The organism is Floridaenema aerugineum BLCC-F46 (genome assembly GCF_041929345.1).
Taxonomy (GTDB): Bacteria; Cyanobacteriota; Cyanobacteriia; order Cyanobacteriales; family Aerosakkonemataceae; genus Floridanema; species Floridanema aerugineum.
Genome location: NZ_JBHFNQ010000095.1, coordinates 17337 through 39664 on the forward strand (window position 1 = coordinate 17337; position 22328 = coordinate 39664).

Sequence of the window (22328 nt, forward strand, 5' to 3'; positions counted from 1 at the left end):
AAACATGGCAAATATAGAACATTTGAATTTAGTTAAAGCCAATAAACTGAAATGGATTGAGTGGCGAAAAAACAATCCCCAAATTGAACCAGACCTCAGCGAGGCTTTGCTCTCTGGATTGAACTTATTAGATGCAGATTTACAAGCAGTTAATCTGAATAAAGCAGACCTTAGTAATAGTTTACTGCCAGCAGTTAACCTCAGCAACGCTAATTTGAGCAGTGCTAATCTTCACTCAGCTTTGTTAGTCAAAGCAAATTTGAGCAATGCAAATCTCAGTCTAGCGAATCTCAGTGCAGCTAACCTTAAAGAAGCAGATTTAATAGATGCTAATTTAATCGGTGTTAACTTGAGCAAAGCTAACCTTAAAGGTGCTGATTTAAGTAATGCTAACTTAATCGGTGCTAATTTAAGTGAAGCCAATTTAAAAGCCGCTGATTTAAGTGGCGCAAAACTGACGAGAGCTAATCTCAGTCATGGGAATTTAAGAACTGCTAATTTAATTGGCGCTGACTTCAGTAAAGCCAATTTTTATGAAGCAGAATTAATGGATGCTTACCTCTACAAAGTTGATTTTCAGGAAGCAAACTTAAGCCAAGCACACTTAATTGGTGCTTACCTTTTTCGCGCAAATATGAGCTTTTGTGAACTTAGCAATGTAGATTTAAGATGGACTAATTTAAGCAAAGTTAACCTCACTGGCGCTAATTTGCGAGGCGCAAATTTAAGAGGTGCAAACCTTGAAAAATCAATTCTCACTGGTGCTAATCTTGAAGGTGCAGTTATGCCAGATGGTTCAGTTCATCAATGATTTAAAACCACAGATAAATGCGTTAATCATTTTGAATGATTAGATGGGTTGGTTTGTAAGTGCGAATAAAATTACTCACAATTTCTCGCTCTTTAATTGTTGGTGTTGCTAAACATCCGGCGGTTCCAGTTTGAGAATTGTTTTTGAATGTTGAAGGATCGTAATGAACTCCAAAACCACCTCTTTTGGTGGGGAAAGTAGGAGTAACTGGCGACCAAACTCCGCCAAATTCTCCGGGTGCAGCTTCTACAGCGCCGGGTCGATCGAACGTATAAATCCCAAAAGGTATGGGAGTTTGAGAACCAGGAATAGCCGAAGGAGTTTGTTTTCCAACTCTCCCAGAAACAGTTCTTACTCTGTCAATAGTTTTACCTGTCACATCAATCAATTCAGTGCGGTAAACTTTCAAACCCCCAGCAATTATTTCATCAGTTTGTGTTGCAACAATTTTCGCTCCTTTGATTGAATTAAAAGTTGGGTTGCTATCATTATCACCTTTAGGAATTTGCGAAAGAAATTCGGAAGCAACCCAGCGATTAGTACCAATTGATACCCAATTTCTTCCCCCGGCTGCTACGGGTTCACCATTAACTTCTACCTCTGTTCCATTGATGAGGCTGCCAACAATTTCTCCGCTGGGAGTAGCGCGAACATTTAAAGGATCTCCTTCAGTTCTGACAACAGCATTGTAGTTCATGAATAATTACTCTCTGTCTTACAAGGATAGCGACTTTTCTGATTTTTACAGATTTTTTTAATTTTTAACCGCAGATGCACGCAGATAAACGCAGATGAAAGTTACTTGGAACCTTTGTAGAGACGTTGTATACAACGTCTCTACAATCTTTGTTGGAGATGTCTAATGAATTTTTGCTCAATTTTCGGTAAACTTTCCAGTAAAAGAAGTTGTGAGCAGTTACTATGAGTAAAAAATCTCCTCGTTTTTACACCTTAATCTCGATCGCAGCCGCTTTAATTACCATTGCTTTAAAAGCTGGCGCATATTTCCTCACAGGTTCAGTAGGATTATTATCTGATGCAGCCGAATCATGTGTTAACTTAGTTGCCGCTTTAGTAGCATTTTGGGCAGTAAGTTATGCTGCTAAACCACCAGATGAAAAACACGCTTACGGGCATTTTAAAGCAGAATATTTTTCTAGTGGTGTGGAAGGTGCGTTAATTTTAGTTGCTGCAATTACGATCGCTGTAGCTGCATGGAATCGTCTTTTACATCCCCAAGAATTAGAAGAAATAGGAATAGGATTAGCATTATCTTTGGTAGCATCTATTATTAATGGGATAGTTGCTGTTGTGTTATTACGTGCCGGAAAACGTCTGCGTTCAATTACTCTCAAAGCTGATGCTCATCACTTATTAACTGATGTCTGGACTTCTGTCGGTGTTGTAATAGCTTTGATTGCTGTACCTTTCACAGGTTGGTTAATTCTTGATCCGCTAATTGCTTTGGTGGTAGCTATCAATATTGTCTGGGCAGGAATGAAACTTTTACGTGAAACGGGATCTGGGCTTTTAGATGCTGGGTTGCCTAAAGAGGAACAGCAAATTATTAGGAATATCCTCACTAACTACGATCAAAATATTCAGTTTCATGCTTTGCGAACTAGAGTTGCTGGGGCACGTCGCTTTGTTTCTTTCCATGTTTTAGTTCCGGGAGAATGGACGGTGAAGCGAGGTCATGCTTTGTGTGAGGAAATTGAGTTAACTATCATTAATGCGCTTCCGGGAACTTATGTTTTTACTCATTTAGAACCTGTGGAAGATCCTAGTTCTTGGAACGACCAAAATTTAGACCGAACTGTAGGTAATTAGGGTAAATAACTAGTGTGGTTTTCCGAACAAAATTTAATAGTTTTAGGCGTGAATTTACTCATTGTTGGTTAGGCAAGTTATCAGCATAAAATAGAAGAGAGGAATTAATTTTTTATGAACCGCAGAGGCGCAGAGAACGCAGAGAGAAGAAATGGAGAGGTTGATTAAGCTTTTAAGAAATATCTAAATTAAATTTTATATAATATTTGATAGTGAAGTGGGAAAATAAGGTATTTATATTACAAAGATTGATTGGTTTAGAAAACACTGAAATTTGGGTGTTAAAATGCAAACATTATTTACGCTTTTTAGTAAAGAACGTGGCGAACTGGAAACGGAGATTGATAAAGCAACCAGCATGAAACAAGTGGTTCAGCTGGTACAAAGCAAAATTGATAATTTGGAAAAAAATTACATTGGCGAACTTAGCGTTTCTCAGGTACGCTTGGTGAAGTTTTTTCTGGATACGCTGCGTCAGTCTATTGGTACTCTTTCAACTGCTGATGAGGCGACTTTGATTCAGCAAAATATTGAGCAAATTATCGATCGCACCAAGAAATCCTCCCCCAATAAACTATTACTAAAAGTCCTCCAAATACCGATCGGTGTGGGTATTTTCACTTCTCTATTTTCGTTGATTGATGATACCCCAGGTGTGTGGATGCCAATTTTGCTGGTAACGGTACTTGCAGGGTTGGAAGTAGCATTACAATTGGATAAAAGTGGTAAGCAAGATAATGTTGAGTTAAGCCAATCTTTGGCAGCTTTACAACCAAGTCTTCAGGTAGATAGTAAGTTTTTCTTGGATAATTTGGCGGATATTCTGAGTACGATCGATCGCGCAGTCGCCCAAGTTTCCGTAACGAATCAACCAGTTGGTACTGGTGGGATTCAAGAAATGCCAGAAATGTTAGATTTCTTGCAAAAACTTTGGGGTGCATCATTTTTAGGTAATCCTTATATGGCGTTAGAAATTAGCAAAATGGTGCCACAAATTTTGATGGATCAGGGAATTTATGTGCAGAATTATCGACTTAATGATCCGCAGAGTCCGCGAGAGTATTTTGACTTTGAACCAAGTATCGATCGCAATTCCAAAGAATACGTTACCTTAACACCCGCTTTGTTAAAAGGCGATAAATTACTCCGGCGAGGTAGAGTCATTGAACCAATGAACAAAGCAGCAGAAAACTAAATTTTACTATAGGTTTTAACTGGAATGAATACACAAGTGACAGAAACAATTGGATTTGATTTAGGACATGGCGAAACAGCCTTAGCCAAGGCTAAAGTAGACAGCATCGAAACTCCTGATATGCTGGAAGTTAATAACAAGAAAATTCAAATTACCGCCATTGGCTGGCATCCTGAATTAGGCGTATTAGTGGGAGATCAAGCTTTAATTCAAGCAGGTGTCGATCGCTTACAAATTGGCTTCAAAGAAAAACCCAATAACTCGCCTAACTACCGCAAAACCATGCGGAGTTTTGTCGAAGCATACTACAATTTGTTGAAAGAAAGCAAACAAATTGAAGGCGGAGAAAATAGCCAATTTTACATCGGTTGTCCTTCAGGTTGGTCGCCAACTGAACGCCAAGAATACCAAAGTTTACTAAAAGAATCAGGCATACCTTTAATCTCAGTTGTTCCTGAATCTCGTGCAGCTTTCATGCAAGCAAAAGAAGGCGGAAAGTTAGGATTTAACGAACTAAAATCAACAGTTTTAATCGTTGATATTGGTTCCTCAACTACCGACTTTACCTTAGTTAAAAGCTTGTATGAAATGCCCTTAGATTTCGGACAAAATACTTTAGGCGCATCCTTAATCGACAGAGCAATTTTAGCCCGAACTTTAGCCGAACATCAAGAAGGACAATTCCTCAAAGAAGTATTTGAAGAATATCCTCATCACAGATATCGCTGTGAAATTCAATGTCGAAAAGTCAAAGAAGATTACTTTTCCAACGAACAGTTATATGCTAGTTCTGGCGCATTTGCTAGAGGTTTTGAATTCATCACTCCTCAAATTCACTTTATCCCCCAAGTGAATAAAGAGATTATGGCGGAAATAATCAACCAACCTTTGCCAGAATTGCATAATAAAAGTTGGGCGCAAGCTTTTCGAGAAGCAGTAAAAGAAGCGAAAGAAGAGTTAGCAAGTCAGGGAATTATTCCTAAAGTTGTGTTGATGACTGGTGGCGCATCGCGAATGAAATTTACTCGTGATATTTGCGCGGAAATATTCCCCGAACCTGATACAAATGTTCGCCCAGATCCAGAACCAGAAAGATGTATTGCGCTGGGTTTATCGCGTGTCGGAAGATGGGATTTACGCGCAGTTGCATTTAAAGAAGAACTCAACCAATTATGTGAATCTCCAACACTTAAAGAGTTGATTTCTAAACATATTCCTGATTTAATTACTTTGTTAAATCAACCTTTGGCTGATGCTTTAATTGAAAATGCAGTTAAACCAGTTTTAAAAGATTGGCAAAGTAACAAGATTCGCACTTTGGCAGATGTGCAAACGGAAATGGAAAAACGGGCGGAACAGTGGTTAAAAAGCGATCGCGCCCAGCAAATCATCAACACTCAATGTGTCACTTGGTTTAATCGCAAAATTCAACCCGACTTAGCCACAGAAACCGATCCGATTTGTCAAAGATATCAAATCTCTAAAAGCAGCTTACGTTTTGAAGAAGGAATCGATCCAGCGATAGTTAATCCAAACCTGAACTTAGGTGACGATATCTTAGCAGTTGTCGTCAGCTTTATCATCAACTTAATTATTGCTGGAGGTACGATCGGCAGTCTGCTAACCTTAATATTAACCGGACATTTTGTGTTACCAATTCTACTAGTTTACGGTGCAGCAGTTTTGGGCGAAGGAGTGCGGTTAAATCGGGAAAGATTGGAAGAAATTCTCAGGACAAAATTAGATATTCCCGGTTGGATTCGTTTCATAGCAGTTGGTGAGAAAAAGATTGACCAAATGTGTAAGGAAATGAAACCAGATTTATCGGAAAACTTGCGAAAGAAAATGTTGGAAAATCAAGGTGCTTTTGATGATTTGATTAACAAAGTTGTGCAACAGTTGAAAAAAGCTTTGTATGCCAAAGCAGAAGAAGCAGTGATTTTGATTCAATAGTTTTTCAAAATGAAAGTAGAGACGTTGTATACAACGTCTCTACATTAGGGCTTGCTTCAAAAATGTAAAAGGTAAGATATGCAAAGGTTTTACCCATTTTTTGCACACAATAAATGCAAGGTTATCACAATCTTTTAGTGCAAAAACCTTGCCTTTTTGGGGGAAATTGTAGGGACACGGTATTCAAAAGATAACGCAGGAGTTGCAAATATTAATGATGCCGTGTCCCTACCCTCACCAACAGACTTTTTCAGCAAGCCCTACATTAATTTTTGGGGGATTTTTTGTTCCGCTTCGCCTTCTAGATTTACTTCTTATACTTACTATCTTTTTCGTATACTTACTATTTCTTTCGTGTCCTTTCGTGTTCTTAGTTTTCTCTGTACTTTACTCACCAATAATTAAGCGCCGCTTTGTTAATCGCACTCCCAAAATTAGTGCAATTAATTTATTATTCAACAAATTTTAGTTCGTCAACGCTCTTAATCACTGTTTATGGAATCTTAAAAATCGCTTTTTGGTCAAATTGCAGGCTAAAGCCTTATAACGTATAAATTTTTTACAAAGTAAAGTTACCAGAGTTCAAAGTTATTTATAAAAATTTCCCTAAATTTGCTCACTAAGCCTTTTCGTTCGGGAAGGAAAGAGCAATCATTGAAAATATAAGAAACAGAGAAAAATTGTACAAAAAGCCAAGGATAAGTAAACTATGCAACTAATTTATCGCGGTCATATCTACAATTACACTCCCGCTGCTCCCAAACCTTATGTCAAACCTCGCGCCTTAAATTGGCGCTATCAAGTAGCAGGAGAAACTTATCAAGCCAAAGCAGAAACTACTCAATATGTAAAACCTCGCGCCATTAATTGGCGCTATCAAATGTCTCTATCAATCTAGTGCAATACAGCACTAATAATATCACTTTCCTTTGCTCGATCGGCTAAATTCTTCATTCAAACACAGTAAATACTTTTTGGAAAAACCACTATGCAACTCGTTTATCGCGGTATTAGCTATACTCCTGCTTCTTCATCAACACAAAATCAAAATGATACTCAGCTTTGCTATCGTGGTGCTAAATATTTACCCATGATTTCATCACCCCGAAATAATATAGAGCTTTCTTATCGCGGTACTAAATATTTCACCGGATGTTCTTCAGAGAGCGGACAAGTCACCAGCCAAAAACTCACCTATCGTGGTACTACCTACTATCGTGGAGATGTTTGATCTCTGTCAAACTAAAAATTAATACATACAGGAGTAGAGACGATCGCACTAAGTTCGATCGTCTCTACTCCTGTTTTCAATGAGGTTGTTTTTGGGGAGAGAGCGATCGAACTTTTTCTAGATTAAACTGACTCATGAAGTGTTGCCGTTTTTAGTTGATAATGCTTATCTTCATATTGCTCGATGAGAGTTACTAGCAAATCAAATAATTCAGCTTGCTCATCTGTCAGTTCTTCACCTAAATCCATGAGCTTTTCTACTTCTTTAACAAGGCGTTTATGCTCATCTTCTGTATGAATAACTCTTGGCAAGGTTTCAGCCAACAATTTAGCATACACTTCTTTGTTAATTATGCTAGCCATCTATTTCCCTCTCAAATCTTTTACTAGTATCCACATCCCGCCTGGAAATCAATTTCCAGGCTAATAGCGAAACTCCTCTAAAGAGGACTAAATTTTCCCAGAATTTAGATATTAATTCCAGTCCATTTTAATGGACTTTAGCTATTAGCCTGCGAATTGATTCGCAGGCGGGTGAGTGGGGAAGAGTAAAATCTCGTTTCTTCGTAATTTTGGCTATGATTTACAATTCATCCATTTGCCTTCTGAGTTCTTCCAAATCTTTGTCAACAGCTGAATTCGATGGGGAAGTAGAATTAGAATTTGTAGTAATTTCATTGGTTGAAGAAGCTCTTAACTGCTCTTTCAGAAGCATTAATTCATCATCAGGGTCACTTTCAGTTAATAACGCTTCAAATTGCTTTTCCATGCTCAAATGACAATTTTCAACTTTTTTGGGGCAATTTTGCTTAATCAGTTCTCTGACCTCGCTTAAAGCTGTTGCATTTAATTTGATCATTTGTTCAGTAGCCGTCTGCTGCTTAATTAGTTGCGCTTTCATCGCTTCGAGATGGCTTTCTAACTTACGCAATTTTGTTTCCAAAGGAGTAGGCTGTTCAATAACTGTTTTATTCAAAAATGATTCAGCGCTAGCTTCCATCATCAGAACTTTTTCTTCCATGCGCTCAAATGCACCCATAGCGCTACTTGTACCCAAACGACCTACAGCATTTTGTAATTCATCTTGAGCTTTTGATGCGGCAATTCTTGATTTTAGTAAATCCCTCTTTGTCTTGGCTTCAGAAATCTTTTGTTCAACGGCAATCAAGCTACGCTTAAGATTTTTTATTTGAGCAGCTTGTTGATCTAAGGTTGCTTTAAGTGCAGCCGCAGAATCACCTTGAGACTTTTTCCGTATAAGAGCTTCCCTAGCGAGATTTTCATCACCCTTACTCAAAGCCAGTTGCGCCCGTTGATGCCAATTATTCTGTTCGGTTATTGCTTGATTATACTGTTGCCTGGTGCGTTTTTGAGTAGCGATCGCCTGAGCAACTGCTTGACGCAACTGCATCAGGTCTTCCTGCATATCAATAATTGACTGTTCTAGTAATTTTTCTGGATTTTCAGCTTGGCTAACCACGTCATTCAGGTTGGCTCTAACTACGCGACTAATCCGATCATATAAACCCATAATTATTTCAATTAGTTTAGTGAGTGGACTCTCCTTTAAATAAATAATACAACTTCCCCAATCCGCTTAAAACCGGAGAAATGCGGGAATTAGCACAGTTGAACAAGCAAACAAACTAAGCATAAACACTTATATTTAGCCGAATTCAAACTTGACGACGACTCTTTAATATAGTTGCCATTGGCAGTAAAAGCGATAATTCTTGATCGACTAAAGACACAAAATCATATTTCAAATAAAACTGCTTTGCCGTATTATCTGAAGCATCAACTCTAACAGCAAAAATTCCCACTTCTTCCGCCAGACGAACTGCTTTACTGAAAGCATTCAATAACAGTTCTTCTCCTAAACCTTTGCCTTGCATTGATTTATCTACAGCAAGCTGTCCAATTAGCATAGCTGGAACAGGATAACGAGGCAATCTTTTTCTTAAATTCTCAGGAATTGAATTAAACTCAATGCTGGACATACTAACGCTGTAATAACCACAAATTTGATTGCTGTTTTCTTCGAGAATTGCCACAAAAGTTTTAGCAATACCTTTTTTATCATTCTGTGTAGCGTATTGCTTGAGATATTCGTTTAACTTTGGTACTCCGCAGTCGAAAGCATCTTTATCGAAACTGCTATCTAGCGGGCGAAAAATCCATTCCACTGCTTCTCACTTTTCGTATTTATCTTGATATTTCTGCATTGCCGATTTTAATCTTTCGGAAGGTTCCGGGGGATTTTCTAAAAGTGACAAAAAAAGATCTCTGTCTCGATCGGACAAAACAAGCGTTTCATGAGTAGCAATATCTTTATTAGCAGCTGCTAAGGACTGAGAAAGCACATAAGAACTTAAACTCATTCCCATCAAAGCAGCTGCTTTTTCCAGAGTCTTTTTTTGTTCCTGATTTAGTCTTAGATCGATTCTGATTTCTTCAACATTTTGGTTGATAGACATAAGCGATTACTATGTGCTATGACACACTATGATTCTGAAATATTATCCGGCGAATGTCCACATAATTGCTAAGAAAAAGGGCGGGCAAGATGCCCACCCCACAAGAGATTTTATTCACTCACGCAGGAAGCGACAATTTGCGCTTGCTGCCACAATTTAAACAAAAAGAATTCAGTTCGATCGCTCATCGTGACGACAAAAACACCTTCATCACACTCAGAAGTTGCCGAAACCCAGCTGCCGCGCAAACTAATTTCGACATAATCGACATCGCAAGCACTTACAGAGATAATTTCAGAATCTTCGCGTCTTGCCTCAATTTCCAGACGATCGATCCCTGGCAAATCGGCAGGTAGCAAGAACGAAGCAGTGCTTGGTTCAACGCAAATATGCCAACCAGCACGGAGGGATAGAATCACCCGTGTCGTCACCCAATCTTCTAGAGATTGTGCCAGACGCTCTAAATTAAAGCCATTTTCGGTGTAAGTGAGTTTCAGCATTATCGGGTTTCTCCCGCTTTTATTCCAGATTTTCTTGCTGTTCGCGCCAGAACTGTTCGGCAAAAGTGACTGCTGGGTGCATAGGCGCTTTCGGTTGACTTCGCAATAGCATTCCCGCTTGTAAAGGAGTGCGATCGCCTTTTCGAGAATTACACCTTTCGCAGGCAATAACTACGTTATCCCAGCTGTGTTTTCCGCCCTTCGATCGGGGAATCACATGATCCAGCGTCAGATTCTTAGTGCTACCGCAGTATTGGCAGCTATAATGATCTCGCCGCAAAACCTCACGCCGATTCACCGGAGGCACTTTCCACAATCGTTCATTGCTGGTGACAGTCAGACGAATCTGCTGTGGAATATGAAATACTTGGGAAGGCGATCGAATCGGCACAGTATTTCCTTTAATCAGATCCAAAGGTTCCGCCTTACCACTCACCAGCAAAACAACTGCGCGTTTAATATTGACTCGACTCATCGGCAAGTAGTTCTGGGAAAAAACCACCACCGACTGTCCTAATACATCCATTGGATTGCGTATCTGCGGTTGCGAAGCTATCGTCACGATTCAACTCCTTATTTAAAAACCCCCGCCTCTTTTTAGTTAGAAGCGGGGGTCAGAAGGTTTCTTAGTTCTTCTTGTTTATGCAGGTACAGTTATTCTGCGCCTGTACCTCCCGCTTCGTCTCGGTAAATTTGCTTTTAGATTAAATTGATGACTGACGAAATTAATAAATCCGCCATCTTTTGACCAATCTCGTTCTCCAAAAATATAGATTCCCCGCAACAGATAATCCACCCCTATACCAATTCCAGCACACCACGAGGCTTGGTTGCCACCGTCGAAGCGTGGGGAAGAAGGCATTTGAGTGGAAACAGAGTGTTGGTGAATCACAGTAGTAGTTTTTGAAAGCTGTATCTTAGAAATCTTACTTTTTAAATACTACACTTGTATTATAGATTTGTCCACCCTTTTTTGGAGAAAAGTTCATGCAAGCCCTAACTCGTACCTCTACCACCGAAATGGACGTTACCAGCATCCGCTTGGAGAGAGAATTGAAAGATAGACTGAAAGACCTGGCTGGCAATCAGGGATATCAGGCACTAATCCGGGAAATTCTCTGGAATTACGTCCAACAAAAATCAGGTTCCTACAAACCCCAATTTTCCAAGTTGGATATCAGGGCAAGTATCCCCGCCACAGCGCAAAAAGAAGAACGCTGCGTACTTACAGGACAGTTTATACAACCTCAAGAACCCATGTTATTAGGACTCACGCGCCAAGGAGAATTGGTGCCACTCAGCGTCGAAAGTTTGGCAGCAGGTTAAACACGCATTCCACCGGGGAATCAAATCCCCGGTTTACAAAAATAATTAAATTAATATAAATAGCTAGTTATGACCCTATACATTTTGATCCCCCTAAATCCCCCTTAGTAAGGGGGACTTTGAAAGGAGTTTGAATCTGGTTCCCCCCTTGGTAAGGGGGGTTAGGGGGGATCTAATCTGCGTTACATTAAATTGGATTAAAAGTGCCTTTTCAGTCCTCTTCAGAGGACTTAAGCTATTAGCCAGGGGCTTGAGCCCCTGGCGGGATGGAAGATTTTCGACACAGGAAGAACCACGATGCAATTAATTAAGAGAACTACGCTTCATTACCAAGAAGGAACTTCCGATAAAGTTTATGAAGTCGATCTTTGTCTGGTTGGGAGCGATCGATACGTGGTAAACTTCCGCTACGGTCGCCGAGGTGCAACCCTCAAAGAAGGAGTCAAAACCGAGCAACCAGTAACTCTAGCCCAAGCGGAAAAAGTCTTTGATAAATTAGTCAACGAAAAGACTAAAAAAGGCTATCAAGATGTTAGCAACACACTAGTTACTGAAACTCCTGCCCCAAAAACAGTTAATCCGCCAAATCCAGACTCACAAAAACAGGCAATTTTAACCCGACTCGCTGCACCATCTAACAAAAAGTGGCCTTTAGAAAGAGTGATTTGGCGTGCCGGAGAATTAAAAATTACCGAAGCAGTTCCCGAACTTTTAAAACTGATTGGCACAGGGGAACCTTTAAGAGATTATTGCATAGCTTGGGCATTGGGGAACTGTGGCGATCGCACAGCCTTAACCACCCTGAAAAACTTATACCAAAATCCCCAAAACCCCGAATTCGTGCGGCGAATTTCTTGGGAAGCAGCGTTTAAACTTTCGGAGGAAATAGAAAAGGAGAATTTGCGATCGCAAAAAATAGCCGAACTACCAACGCCATTACAAGAATTAGCTAAAAATGGTTCAGCGATCGAATTCACCAACGCCTTAACCGAATATCTAAAAACTTGCGATTACCAAGGTTTTACCATCCTCGATACAATCTACCAAATTAATAACGAAAATGTCCGTCCCGCACTCTTAGAAATTCTCCGAACCGCACCCTTGAAACCCAACTATTTCAAACAAATTCGCCATATTTTCAAAATAGCTGAATATCGCTTAGATGCAGAAGTTTTTGCGCTTATAGCTTATCGATTAGAAAAAGAAACTAGCGAATTTAGCCACGCAAAATGGGGCGGATTTCGGGACGCAGAAAATAACAAATGGCAATATTATAGAGACGAACTAAAAAGTCCTAAATCAAAAGTTGCTTATAGTGGTGTTACCCGTGATTATTTGCGGAAACGAGTGTGGCGCACACTTAAAGAATTAGGAGAAAGAGGCGATGAAAACTATGTAAAAATTGCTGCTAGCATTCTCTTACAATATTCTGATAATGATGCACAACCAGCGAAACAAACAAATTTTTCACGATGGCAAAGGTTCAACAATAATTGGCAAACCGTTACTATTAGTAAAAGCTGGGACATCTACGCTGGATATCTCACATTTAATCACATCCTTTATGAGAACAGCCCCCGTTATGAATACAGAGAAAATAACAAAGCGTGGTTATGTAAAGAAAACTATGAACCAGGAGATGAAGAACCAAATGTGCGGGAAGAAGCTTTCCCGAAACTTTGGGAACAACAACCCACAGAATTGTTGAATTTATTATTAGAAAGTAATTGCCAACCAGTACATCAATTCGCCATCAAAGCATTGCGCGAATGTTCTCAGTTTTGCACAGAGTTAGACACAGCAACAATCATTAAATTACTGAATAAACCTTATGAAATCACAGCAAGATTTGCCTTTGAATTAGCCCAAAGTCTTTACAACTCTGCCGCACCTAATTTAGAATTAGTTTTAGCCCTAGCGAGTTGTGTAATTCCTGAAGCAAGAACGGCAACATTTCGCTGGATTGAAGAAACCAGAGAACCTTTTCTCGCTGATGCTAATTTTATCACTGCTTTAGTCACTAATCCTTTTGCTGATACTCGCCAATTCGCCCGTCAACTCCTCAATTCTTCAATTCTGGATGAGAATGCAGCAAAATTTTTAATCGTTAAAATCATCACCGAAGTATTAGCATTACCCAACGACGCAGGGGAAAAAGCAAAAGACATCGCGGAAACTCTCCTAACTTGCTTTACTCCTCAATTACGCACTTTGGGAATGTCAATTATTCAAGATTTGCTGAGACATCCTGTATTAGAAGTGCAAGAATTAGGCGCAAGAATTCTCGTAAATCATGAAACTTCAGCTGAAAATTTACCACCCGGGTTAATCGATTCTTTAATTGTCTCAGAATACGAATCAATTCGCGGACTTGGAATTAGAATTTTTGGACAACTTCCCGATTCTACTTTATTAAATCAGTATTCATTGCTGATGGCAATGGCAACTCATGAATTAGCTGATATTCGTAACGCCATTCGCCCAGTTATTCGCCGACTCGCCGCAGATCATTCTGACTTCGCCGCTAGATTAGCAACAGAAACGATCGATGTTTTAATGCTGTCGAAAACAAAAGAAGAAGTTTGTCAATATCTCGTTCGTTTCTTGAAGGAAGATTTGCCAGAATGGATGACAAATATTAGCAAAGATACTGCTTTAAGATTGCTAAAAGCGAAATCTTCTGCAACTCAGGAATTAGCAGGGTATGTAATCATCACCAATGCTGATAATTGGGCAGAAGAATTTGAGACAATGGAAATAGTTAAGCTGGCGGATAATGAAATTTTGTCTGTGAGAGAAGCGGCGAGAGAAATATTTCTGAAAAACTTGCCTCGCTTCCGGGGAAATGAAGCAGAAATGTTGTCGGGAGTGCGAATAGTTGAGAGTAAATGGGAAGATACTCAAGAGTTTGGTTTTCGCTTATTCAACACTTTCTTTACTGCGGAAGATTTGACACCCAGCGTGTTAATTACTCTCTGCGATAGCATCAAAGAAGAAGTTCGCAGTTTTGGGCGAAATTTGGTAACTCGCTATTTTCAAGAAGCTGACAGACAAGAATATTTGCTGAAATTCAGCGAACATCCAGCAACAGATATGCAGTTATTTGTAACCAACTATTTGGAGAATTACGCTGTTAACGATCCAGAAAAATTGGAGGAATTAACACCTTATTTTATCACAGTTTTATCTTTGGTGAATCGGGGAAGCGTAGCGAAAAAACGGATTTTTGCTTTTTTGAATGGGGAGGCGCAAAAGAGTTTGGAAGCTGCTACCGTAGTAGCAGAAATAATGACCCGACAATCTGCAACAATGGTAATAGCTGATAAGGCAGCTGCGATCGAATGTATGGTAAACATCAAACGCACTTATCCAGATTTAGAATTACCAATTTTAGTCAAGGAATTTAAAACCGCAGATGAACGCAGATGAACGCAGATGGAACTTAAAGTTCTTTAAATCTTAAAATGATCACCTCTCATCATTTCTTTCTTTGCGTCCTTTGCGTCCTTTGCGGTTTAAAAAAAATTATCGTTACACTGTAATTATTCAAGGATAACAATTGCTATGGAAGTAAATTACGCTTATAAGGGAAGTACTGCTGTTGTGGATAGGGGCGATCGCACTCAGATGTCATTCTCCCCCGACACCAAGCGCGAACCTACCTTTTTCATCGGAGAATTGCGCCAAAACATCGCTTTTCGAGAAGCAATTAGCGCCTTACATGACGTAGTTGTTTCCGACTTGCGTTTCAAACCAAAAGATAAAACCGCATATAAAGAATGGGCCGCGAAACAGTTAGAAATTGACTGGCAAAAAGTAGCAGTACAAAGGCAAGAAATTGTGAACCGAATGCAGGAATTGCAGACGGAATTGAAAAATTTAAGCGATCGCCACTATCAACGTCTCAAACCATACTATGATGCAAGAGAAAAATTTCGCCAATACGTCTTCCGCAAACAATTAGACATTTACTTTCTCTTCGATCCAGTAATTACAGTTCACCCAGACGAGATATTTTTTGAATGTTTCAGCGTCGATGAATCAAGTTATGGGCGACTCGGCGCAAGTTACGAAGTGTTTAAAAGTATCGATGAATTTGCTTGCGGAACAACTAATATTGATTACTCTCACGATTTGTACAACGAATTTCAAAAAATCCGCAATTACAAGACAACAAAATTAGAAGTTGATCCTTCCGGTTTTGAAGTTCAAACTACTAACGAAGAATCATTTAAAGAAGTCAAAATCGATTTACCAGATAGCTGGGTAAGGGGTTTTTTACAAGTAAGTTCCGCCATGTCTTTACCCGCCACAAAATTCGATTTACACCCGATGGATATTCACAACCTTTGTTTTGTTTTGCGGCGACATAAAGAAAAACAAGGGCCAAGAGGCATGAGGTATCATTTGACACCGGGACAACCTGTGCGAGTCGTGTTTGAACCTTGGAATATTGAGGTTGTCTGTTCCCGTTCTCCCTACTTGGGAAATGAAGAACAAACCATTCGCGTTTGGGGTCGTCGTCGCTTGCACATCTTGGAACGCTTGATTCCCATTGCCAAAAAGTTTACCGTTCACCTACTCGGTACGGGGATGCCTTCCTTTTATGTTGCAGATTTGGGCGATTTGTCCTTTACCTTGGGTTTGTCGGGATGGACAACAAACGATTGGGCGCAAGCGGGCAACTTTGACTTGATGGCACCTCGCGCCGAAGTCGATAACCTGACAAAACAACAAATTTTCAATGCTTTAAAGCAAAATTGGGCAGAAGCGCCAGATGTACTTGCCCGTCGCTTGAACCTCGATCGATCTCTAGTTCTCGGTGCCTTAAGTATTTACACGCAAGCTGGCAGTGCAATTTTTGACTTAAACAAACAAGTATATCGAGTGCGGGAATTAAGTCGCGAACCTCTACCAATGGATAAGTTACGTTTTGCTAATGAAAGAGAAGAAAAAGCGACTCGTTTTTTAAGTCAAAATGCGATCGAAGTTACTTCTTGTACTGGCGATGCTGCTTCTTCTTTGATTTTGCAAGGTGTCGTTAAAGATAAGGGAAATGTATATAATCCATCTTTGACGATCGACTCAGATCAGCGTATAATTCAAGCAGAATGTACCTGCAATTGGCACTTACAAAATAAGTTGTTCAAAGGGCCATGTGAACACATTTTGGCTTTAAGAACACATCACTTTCGTCAACGCAGGTAAATTTCAAATGCGCTATACCAGTAGGCACCAACAGCCTTGCATTCTGGACAGTGGATCGCTGTCCTTGCGCTTAGTCCGCCCACGCATCACTAGCCCGCTCTTGACTGTGCCTATACTCAGGTACTATCGCTATTACGGTTTGGTTTCTGTGAAACTAATGAGCGATAGTACCTGGTATAGGCTGGAGTTGAGCGATCTAGTCCTGAGATGTTTACGAAGGGGAAACCTACTGGTAATAGCGTTTTATTTTTTGCTTAATTCAATCAGTTTGGGTGGCAGAGGTTATGAGTAAACCAATTAAAATTCTGTTGCAAACTACCATTTCCACGACTGAAGATGATTGGAGTATTGCCCGTTTCTCGCTATTAAGAGATTACCTCGCCTCTGTCAAAGATGAAGCCGGAAATAATCTGTTTCAAGTAACAGCAAGAGACAGAGAATCTGATGCCCAAGGAAATGACCCAGTTTTAAGCAATTTGGGTAATTCGGATTTTGATGAATTATGGTTATTTGCTGTTGATGTGGGTGATGGTTTAACCAAGCAAGATATTGCCGGGATTGAGGCATTTAATAAGCGTGGTGGAGGAATTTTAGCAACGCGAGATCATCAAGATTTGGGTTGTTCTATTTGCGAAATTCCGATAATTGGTGTTGCCCATTATTTCCAAACCAAAAACCCCGATCCAGATGAAACTCGGCGCTGTGTCGATGATATTTATACTAGTTATATTTCTTGGCCTAACTATCACTCTGGACGCAACGGCGACTATCAAAAAATTACGCCTATTGCACCCATTCATGAACTATTAAAAAATCCCGATTCGCCTTCAGGAATCATTGAAATTTTCCCCGCCCATCCTCACGAAGGCGCTGTGGGAGTTGCGCCAGATGCAACGAATGGTAAGGTAATAGCTATGGGTAAAAGTTTGGTTTCAGGGCGCACGTTTAACTTAGCTGTAGCTTTTGAAAGTGTCAAAGATTCTGAAGGAAATCAACTGGGGCGTGGAGTAGCAGAATCAACTTTTCACCATTTTTGTGATTATAATTGGGATGCGGATATGGGTTGTCCTAGCTTTGTAGATGAACCTCCGGGAAATACTATGAAAACCGAACCTCGTGCTTTGGAAGATGTGCATACTTATATGCGGAATTTGGCTTTGTGGCTGGTACATAAAATGTAAAAAAATCTGCTAAATTAAGCTAAAATGATATGACTGAGCAACAACCGAGAACTCGCCAAGAATTATACGATCGCATCCGCCAAACTTCCAGAGAAGAAGTAATTTTAGAAGAAATGATTCGCTTGGGATTTTGGCCCGCAGAAGGAGAATTACCAACCGATCCAGCTGATGAAATTCGCAGACGTGGCGAAATAGAACGAGAACTTAGTGAACTTTATCGCCAAAATCGTCAAATACATAATGAAACATATCTCAAAAAACAAGCTTACCTACAACGTTTAGAAGAATCAAAGCGAAAACGGCAGGAAAATAAAGAACGCCGAGAAAGAGAAAGACAAGAAAGGGCACAAGCTTGGCGACAAAGAAAAGCACAGGAAATTGTTTATTTAGGCGATAAAGTTTCTGCGGGATTAAACGATACTGAATACAATCAAGAAAGACTAGAAAGTTACGGTTTACCTGCTTATAATACCGCTCAAGAAATCGCCAATGCAATGGGAATTAGTATTGGAGAATTGCGCTTTCTCTCCTTTTCTCGGAAAACATCGCTAATTACTCATTATGTGCGATTCAAAATCCCGAAAAAAACGAGAGGCGATCGCATTATTTCCGCCCCCATGCCTCGCTTAAAAAAAGCCCAGCATTGGATACTAACTAATATACTCGAAAAAGTTCCCCTGCACAATGCTGCACATGGATTTCGTCCAGGTTATTCTATTGTTACTAACGCCCAACCTCATCTCGGTGCAGAAGTTATTATTAATTTTGATTTAAAAGACTTCTTTCCCTCAATTTCCTACAAGCGAGTCAAAGGACTTTTTCAATCATTAGGTTACTCAGATATTGCGGCGACAATCTTTGGTTTAATTTGTACAGAACCGGAAGTTGCCGAAGTAGAATTAGATGGGAAAACTTATTATGTAGCACTTAGCGAAAGACATTTACCCCAAGGCGCACCCACAAGCCCAGCTATTACTAATATAATGTGTCGGAGGCTCGATCGCCGTCTCGAACAGATGGCAGAAAAATTGGGTTTTGTCTACACTCGTTACGCTGACGATTTAACCTTTTCCACTTCTGGCGAATTTAGCCGACATATATGTAATATTTTAAGACGTACTGAATCAATTGTCGATCATGAAGGGTTTGTGATTAATGAAGAGAAAACCCGCATCATGCGGAATACTAATCAGCAAGATGTTACCGGAGTAGTAGTTAACTCTAAACTCAATGTTGATAAAAAAATATTGAAACGTTTTCGCGCCACTTTGTATCAAATAGAAAAAGATGGTTTAGATGGTAAACATTGGGGGCATTCGGGAAATTTACTCGCTTCCATTCAAGGTTTTGCTAACTATGTTTCGATGATTAATCCCGAAAAAGCGGCAGAATTTCAAGTGCAAATTGAACGAATTAAAGAGAAACATGGAGGAGGCAAAAAGTAAAGGTACATCATACAGCCCAACAACTTAGCTCAACTCAAATTAGATATCTATATACTGATAGAGTATTGGTTATAAGTGACAACACTGCCGAACCATCCAGATGATTAGTTATGACTCAGCCCTCGCGCACCATTTTAATAGTTGAAGATTCACCAGAAGACCTGGAACTTTATCGACGGTATTTGTGGCGCGATCGCGAATATTCCTACACCATCCTGGAAGCATCCTTGGCAGAGGAGGGACTCGAACTTTGGCAGCAGCACCGACCGGACGCTGTATTGCTCGATTACCGCTTGCCCGACTTAGATGGACTAGAATTTTTAAGCAGGCTGCAATCTTCAGTTCAACAGCCTTGCTTACCTGTAATCCTTGTTACGGGGGTGGGGAATGAAGCGATCGCCCTGCAAGCGATCAAAGCAGGCGCACAGGATTACCTTGTGAAGGGAAAGATTACCCCGGAAGAGTTGCGCCTATCGATCAGTCGAACAATTGCTACCGTCAATCTGCACACTCAGCTTCAACAGCAGCTGGAACGAGAACGAATGACTCGACGCATCAGCCAGCAAATTCACCAATCCCTAGAAATCAATGAAATTCTCCAGACAACCGTAACCGAAGTGCGGCAGTTTCTGGGGACCGATCGCGTCATTGTTTTTCAGTTAACATCGGATGGCAATGGTGTTGTGGTTGCTGAATCAGTTGACTCAGCATGGCGAGCCGTTCTGTTTAGCAACATCTACGATCCTTGCTTTGCCAAAGGTTATATAGAACCTTATCGGCAAGGACGGGTAATGGCAAAGTCGGATATTTATGACGGTAATCTTACCCCCTGTCATGTGGAATTTTTGGCGCAGTTTCAGGTACGGGCAAATTTAGTAGTGCCAATTCTCCGAGATGACCAGTTGTGGGGACTGCTGATTGCCCATCACTGTGCGGCTGTGCGATCGTGGCAAACAATGGAAATTGAGTTACTGCAACAACTTGCCGTTCACTTGGGAATAGCACTCCAGCAAGCCAATGCCTACACCCAACTAGAACAGCAGAGTGAAGCTCGTTATCGCGCCATTGTTGAAGATCAAACCGAACTGATTGCCCGTTATTTGCCCGATACCACCATTGTGTTTGCCAATACTGCTTTTTGTCGTTACTTTGGGCTGAAATTAGAAGAGGTTCTTGGTAAGAGTTACAACCCTGTGATCTTTGAAGAAGACCGAGAAAAGGTGGCTCAGTTGGTCAACTCCATGAGTGCCGAAAATCCGACTGTGACGATCGAAAACCGTGTCGTAGTCAACGGAGAGATTCGCTGGACTCAGTGGATCAACCGGATGTTGTTTGATGAACAAGGGCAATTTACGGAATTTCAAACAGTAGGGCGCGATATTACCCTCTTCAAGGAAGCAGAAGCCCAACTGCGCCATAGTAGCGAGCGGATCAGTTTAGCCAATGCAGAATTAGCCAAAGCCGCCCGACTCAAAGACGAGTTTCTTGCCAACATGAGTCATGAGTTGCGGACTCCGCTCAACTCAATCTTGGGATTATCTGAAATGTTATTGGAAGAATTGTTTGGCAGTTTAACCGATCAACAACGCCAGTTTATCCAGACCATTGAACAGAGCGGACAACACTTACTCGCACTAATTAATGATATTTTAGACCTCTCCAAAATTGAGTCGGGCAAAATGGAGCTTGAGTTCAATTCGGTTCTATTGTATTCAGTTTGTACATCTAGTCTCAAGTTTGTTAAAGAGCAAGCTCGACACAAAAAAATTCAGTTAACCTGCGAAATTGAGCCAAACATTTCCGAGATTGAGGCAGATGAACGCCGATTACTTCAGGTATTAGTCAATTTACTCAGCAATGCAGTGAAATTTACACCCGATGGGGGGCGTGTCGAGCTTGAGGTCAAAATGAACTCGGAAGCACAAGCGGTTGAATTCCGAATCAAGGATAGCGGCATTGGCATTCCTCCAGAACATCTGAATCAGATTTTTCAGCCGTTTATTCAGTTAGATAGTTCCCTATCTCGACGCTATGCAGGCACCGGACTGGGATTATCGATCGTCCAACGAATTGTCGATCTGCATGGGGGCAGCACCCGGGTTGAAAGTGAAGTGGGACGAGGCAGTTGCTTTACAGTGTTGTTACCTTGGCATCCTGCCAATCAAGATGACTTTCGATTACCAGAAACCTTATTGTCGGAAGGCATCCAGCAAGCATTAGTGGTAGAAGATTCCGGTGCAGCTGCCAGCCAAATTAAACGATATTTGGCTGAATTAGGCGCAATCAGTGTCATTCATCCAGTTGGGAATGGTGCATTGGATGTGGCATTACGAGTCAAGCCGGATGTGATTGTATTAGATATTTTGCTGCCAGATTGTTCGGGATGGGAAGTATTGACCGAGTTAAAAGCTCATCCCCAGACTAAATCTATTCCTGTTATTGTCATTTCGGTGGTGGATGAGCGATCGCGTAGCCTAGAAATGGGCGCAATTGAACATCTCCTAAAACCCCTGTCGCGGCAAAAGTTTTATCAAGCGTTGAATCGACTGTTTGCCAATGTTCACCCCCCCAGTCCAGAAACTGCCCTGATCATTGCTGCGACAGAATCAGCCCAATCTCCCAAAGTCTTATTAGCAGAAGACAATGAAGCTAATATCACAACCCTGTTAAATTTCTTGGAAGGTCATAGTTTTCAAGTCATCCTTGCCCGCACTGGTTTAGAAGCTGTGCAAATGGCAAAACAGCACCAACCTGATATTATTTTGATGGATATTCAAATGCCAGAAATGGATGGATTAGGAGCGATTCGTCAAATTCGTGCCGAAATCCAAACTAGTTCGATTCCGATAATTGCCTTAACCGCTTTAGCAATGCCAGGAGATTTAGAAAAGTGTCTAAGTGCTGGCGCAAACGATTACTTAGCTAAACCTGTCAAACTCAAACAGCTATTGGAGAGAATTATTCAACTATTGCCTCAACGCCCCAACCTACCGCCATTGTAAGTAGGTGCAAATAAATAAAGTGATAATAGTTATCTGAGGATGGGGCAGGCAGGATGCCCACCCCACAAGAGTTACAGCTTTCTTGTGGGGCAGGCAGGATGCCCACCCCACAAGAGTTACAGCTTTCTTGTGGGGCAGGCAGGATGCCCACCCCACAAGAGTTACAGCTT

Annotated in this window: 19 protein-coding genes and 1 pseudogene; 12 read left to right on the forward strand and 8 right to left on the reverse strand. The window is 40.7% G+C overall.

From position 1 onward, the window contains the following. The first annotated feature begins 4 nt into the window (after positions 1-4). On the forward strand, positions 5-811 hold the full coding sequence (locus tag ACE1CC_RS12395) for a pentapeptide repeat-containing protein (RefSeq protein ID WP_413270743.1): 807 nt from the start codon (positions 5-7) through the stop codon (positions 809-811). Positions 812-833: 22 nt separating this feature from the next. On the opposite strand, the gene ACE1CC_RS12400 is transcribed toward ACE1CC_RS12395, so the two are convergent. Further along, a complete protein-coding gene (locus ACE1CC_RS12400) occupies positions 834-1508 on the reverse strand; it encodes an SH3 domain-containing protein (RefSeq protein WP_413270744.1) in 675 nt (224 codons plus the stop codon). A 224-nt stretch (positions 1509-1732) separates the two neighbouring features. Here ACE1CC_RS12400 and ACE1CC_RS12405 point away from each other — a divergent pair, with 224 nt between their 5' ends. The 5 genes from ACE1CC_RS12405 (at position 1733) to ACE1CC_RS12425 (ending at position 7020) form a co-directional block, all read left to right on the forward strand. After that, positions 1733-2641 carry a cation diffusion facilitator family transporter gene (locus ACE1CC_RS12405; RefSeq protein ID WP_413270745.1) on the forward strand — a complete coding sequence of 303 codons (909 nt, stop codon included), beginning with the start codon at positions 1733-1735 and terminating at the stop codon, positions 2639-2641. A 286-nt stretch (positions 2642-2927) separates the two neighbouring features. Beyond that, positions 2928-3836, forward strand: coding sequence for a hypothetical protein (locus tag ACE1CC_RS12410; RefSeq protein ID WP_413270746.1), 909 nt, complete (start codon positions 2928-2930; stop codon positions 3834-3836). A gap of 24 nt (positions 3837-3860) precedes the next feature. After that, positions 3861-5789, forward strand: a complete 1929-nt coding sequence (locus ACE1CC_RS12415) for an Hsp70 family protein (protein ID WP_413270747.1) — start codon at positions 3861-3863, stop codon at positions 5787-5789. 709 nt (positions 5790-6498) lie between these two features. Continuing rightward, positions 6499-6687, forward strand: a complete 189-nt coding sequence (locus tag ACE1CC_RS12420) for a hypothetical protein (RefSeq protein WP_413270748.1) — start codon at positions 6499-6501, stop codon at positions 6685-6687. A 90-nt stretch (positions 6688-6777) separates the two neighbouring features. Next, positions 6778-7020 (forward strand): DUF4278 domain-containing protein, encoded by a 243-nt coding sequence (locus ACE1CC_RS12425; RefSeq protein ID WP_413270749.1) that lies wholly within the window; start codon positions 6778-6780, stop codon positions 7018-7020. Between the two features lie 122 nt (positions 7021-7142). Here the strand turns inward: ACE1CC_RS12425 and ACE1CC_RS12430 are convergent, their stop codons facing one another. The 7 genes and pseudogenes from ACE1CC_RS12430 to ACE1CC_RS12460 form a co-directional block, all read right to left on the reverse strand. After that, complete coding sequence (locus ACE1CC_RS12430) at positions 7143-7382, reverse strand: hypothetical protein (RefSeq protein ID WP_413270750.1); 240 nt, start codon at positions 7380-7382, stop codon at positions 7143-7145. A 616-nt stretch (positions 7383-7998) separates the two neighbouring features. Further along, a pseudogene (locus tag ACE1CC_RS12435) lies at positions 7999-8550 on the reverse strand (PspA/IM30 family protein); the annotation flags it as partial. A gap of 145 nt (positions 8551-8695) precedes the next feature. Beyond that, positions 8696-9205: a GNAT family N-acetyltransferase gene (locus ACE1CC_RS12440; protein ID WP_413270751.1), complete on the reverse strand. Its 510-nt coding sequence runs from the start codon at positions 9203-9205 to the stop codon at positions 8696-8698. 6 nt (positions 9206-9211) lie between these two features. After that, entirely contained in the window at positions 9212-9496 is a 285-nt protein-coding gene (locus ACE1CC_RS12445; protein WP_413270752.1) for a type II toxin-antitoxin system TacA family antitoxin, read from the reverse strand. Positions 9497-9606: 110 nt separating this feature from the next. Beyond that, positions 9607-9996 (reverse strand): alr0857 family protein, encoded by a 390-nt coding sequence (locus ACE1CC_RS12450; RefSeq protein ID WP_413270753.1) that lies wholly within the window; start codon positions 9994-9996, stop codon positions 9607-9609. 19 nt (positions 9997-10015) lie between these two features. After that, positions 10016-10522: an HNH endonuclease gene (locus ACE1CC_RS12455; RefSeq protein ID WP_459563835.1), complete on the reverse strand. Its 507-nt coding sequence runs from the start codon at positions 10520-10522 to the stop codon at positions 10016-10018. Between the two features lie 114 nt (positions 10523-10636). Continuing rightward, positions 10637-10858, reverse strand: a complete 222-nt coding sequence (locus ACE1CC_RS12460) for a hypothetical protein (protein WP_413270754.1) — start codon at positions 10856-10858, stop codon at positions 10637-10639. A 125-nt stretch (positions 10859-10983) separates the two neighbouring features. On the opposite strand from ACE1CC_RS12460, the gene ACE1CC_RS12465 reads away from it, so the two are divergent. From ACE1CC_RS12465 to ACE1CC_RS12490, 6 genes are all read left to right on the forward strand, one after another. Next, positions 10984-11322 (forward strand): hypothetical protein, encoded by a 339-nt coding sequence (locus ACE1CC_RS12465; protein WP_413261062.1) that lies wholly within the window; start codon positions 10984-10986, stop codon positions 11320-11322. A gap of 297 nt (positions 11323-11619) precedes the next feature. After that, positions 11620-14751 carry a WGR domain-containing protein gene (locus ACE1CC_RS12470; protein ID WP_413270755.1) on the forward strand — a complete coding sequence of 1044 codons (3132 nt, stop codon included), beginning with the start codon at positions 11620-11622 and terminating at the stop codon, positions 14749-14751. A 135-nt stretch (positions 14752-14886) separates the two neighbouring features. Beyond that, positions 14887-16530 carry an SWIM zinc finger family protein gene (locus ACE1CC_RS12475; protein WP_413270756.1) on the forward strand — a complete coding sequence of 548 codons (1644 nt, stop codon included), beginning with the start codon at positions 14887-14889 and terminating at the stop codon, positions 16528-16530. Positions 16531-16814: 284 nt separating this feature from the next. Further along, the gene (locus tag ACE1CC_RS12480) at positions 16815-17711 is read left to right on the forward strand and encodes a hypothetical protein (RefSeq protein ID WP_413270757.1); all 897 of its coding nucleotides are present in this window, start codon (positions 16815-16817) and stop codon (positions 17709-17711) included. Between the two features lie 29 nt (positions 17712-17740). Further along, entirely contained in the window at positions 17741-19156 is a 1416-nt protein-coding gene (locus ACE1CC_RS12485; RefSeq protein ID WP_413270758.1) for a reverse transcriptase family protein, read from the forward strand. Positions 19157-19266: 110 nt separating this feature from the next. Next, positions 19267-22158, forward strand: a complete 2892-nt coding sequence (locus tag ACE1CC_RS12490) for a response regulator (RefSeq protein ID WP_413270759.1) — start codon at positions 19267-19269, stop codon at positions 22156-22158. Positions 22159-22328: the final 170 nt, after the last annotated feature.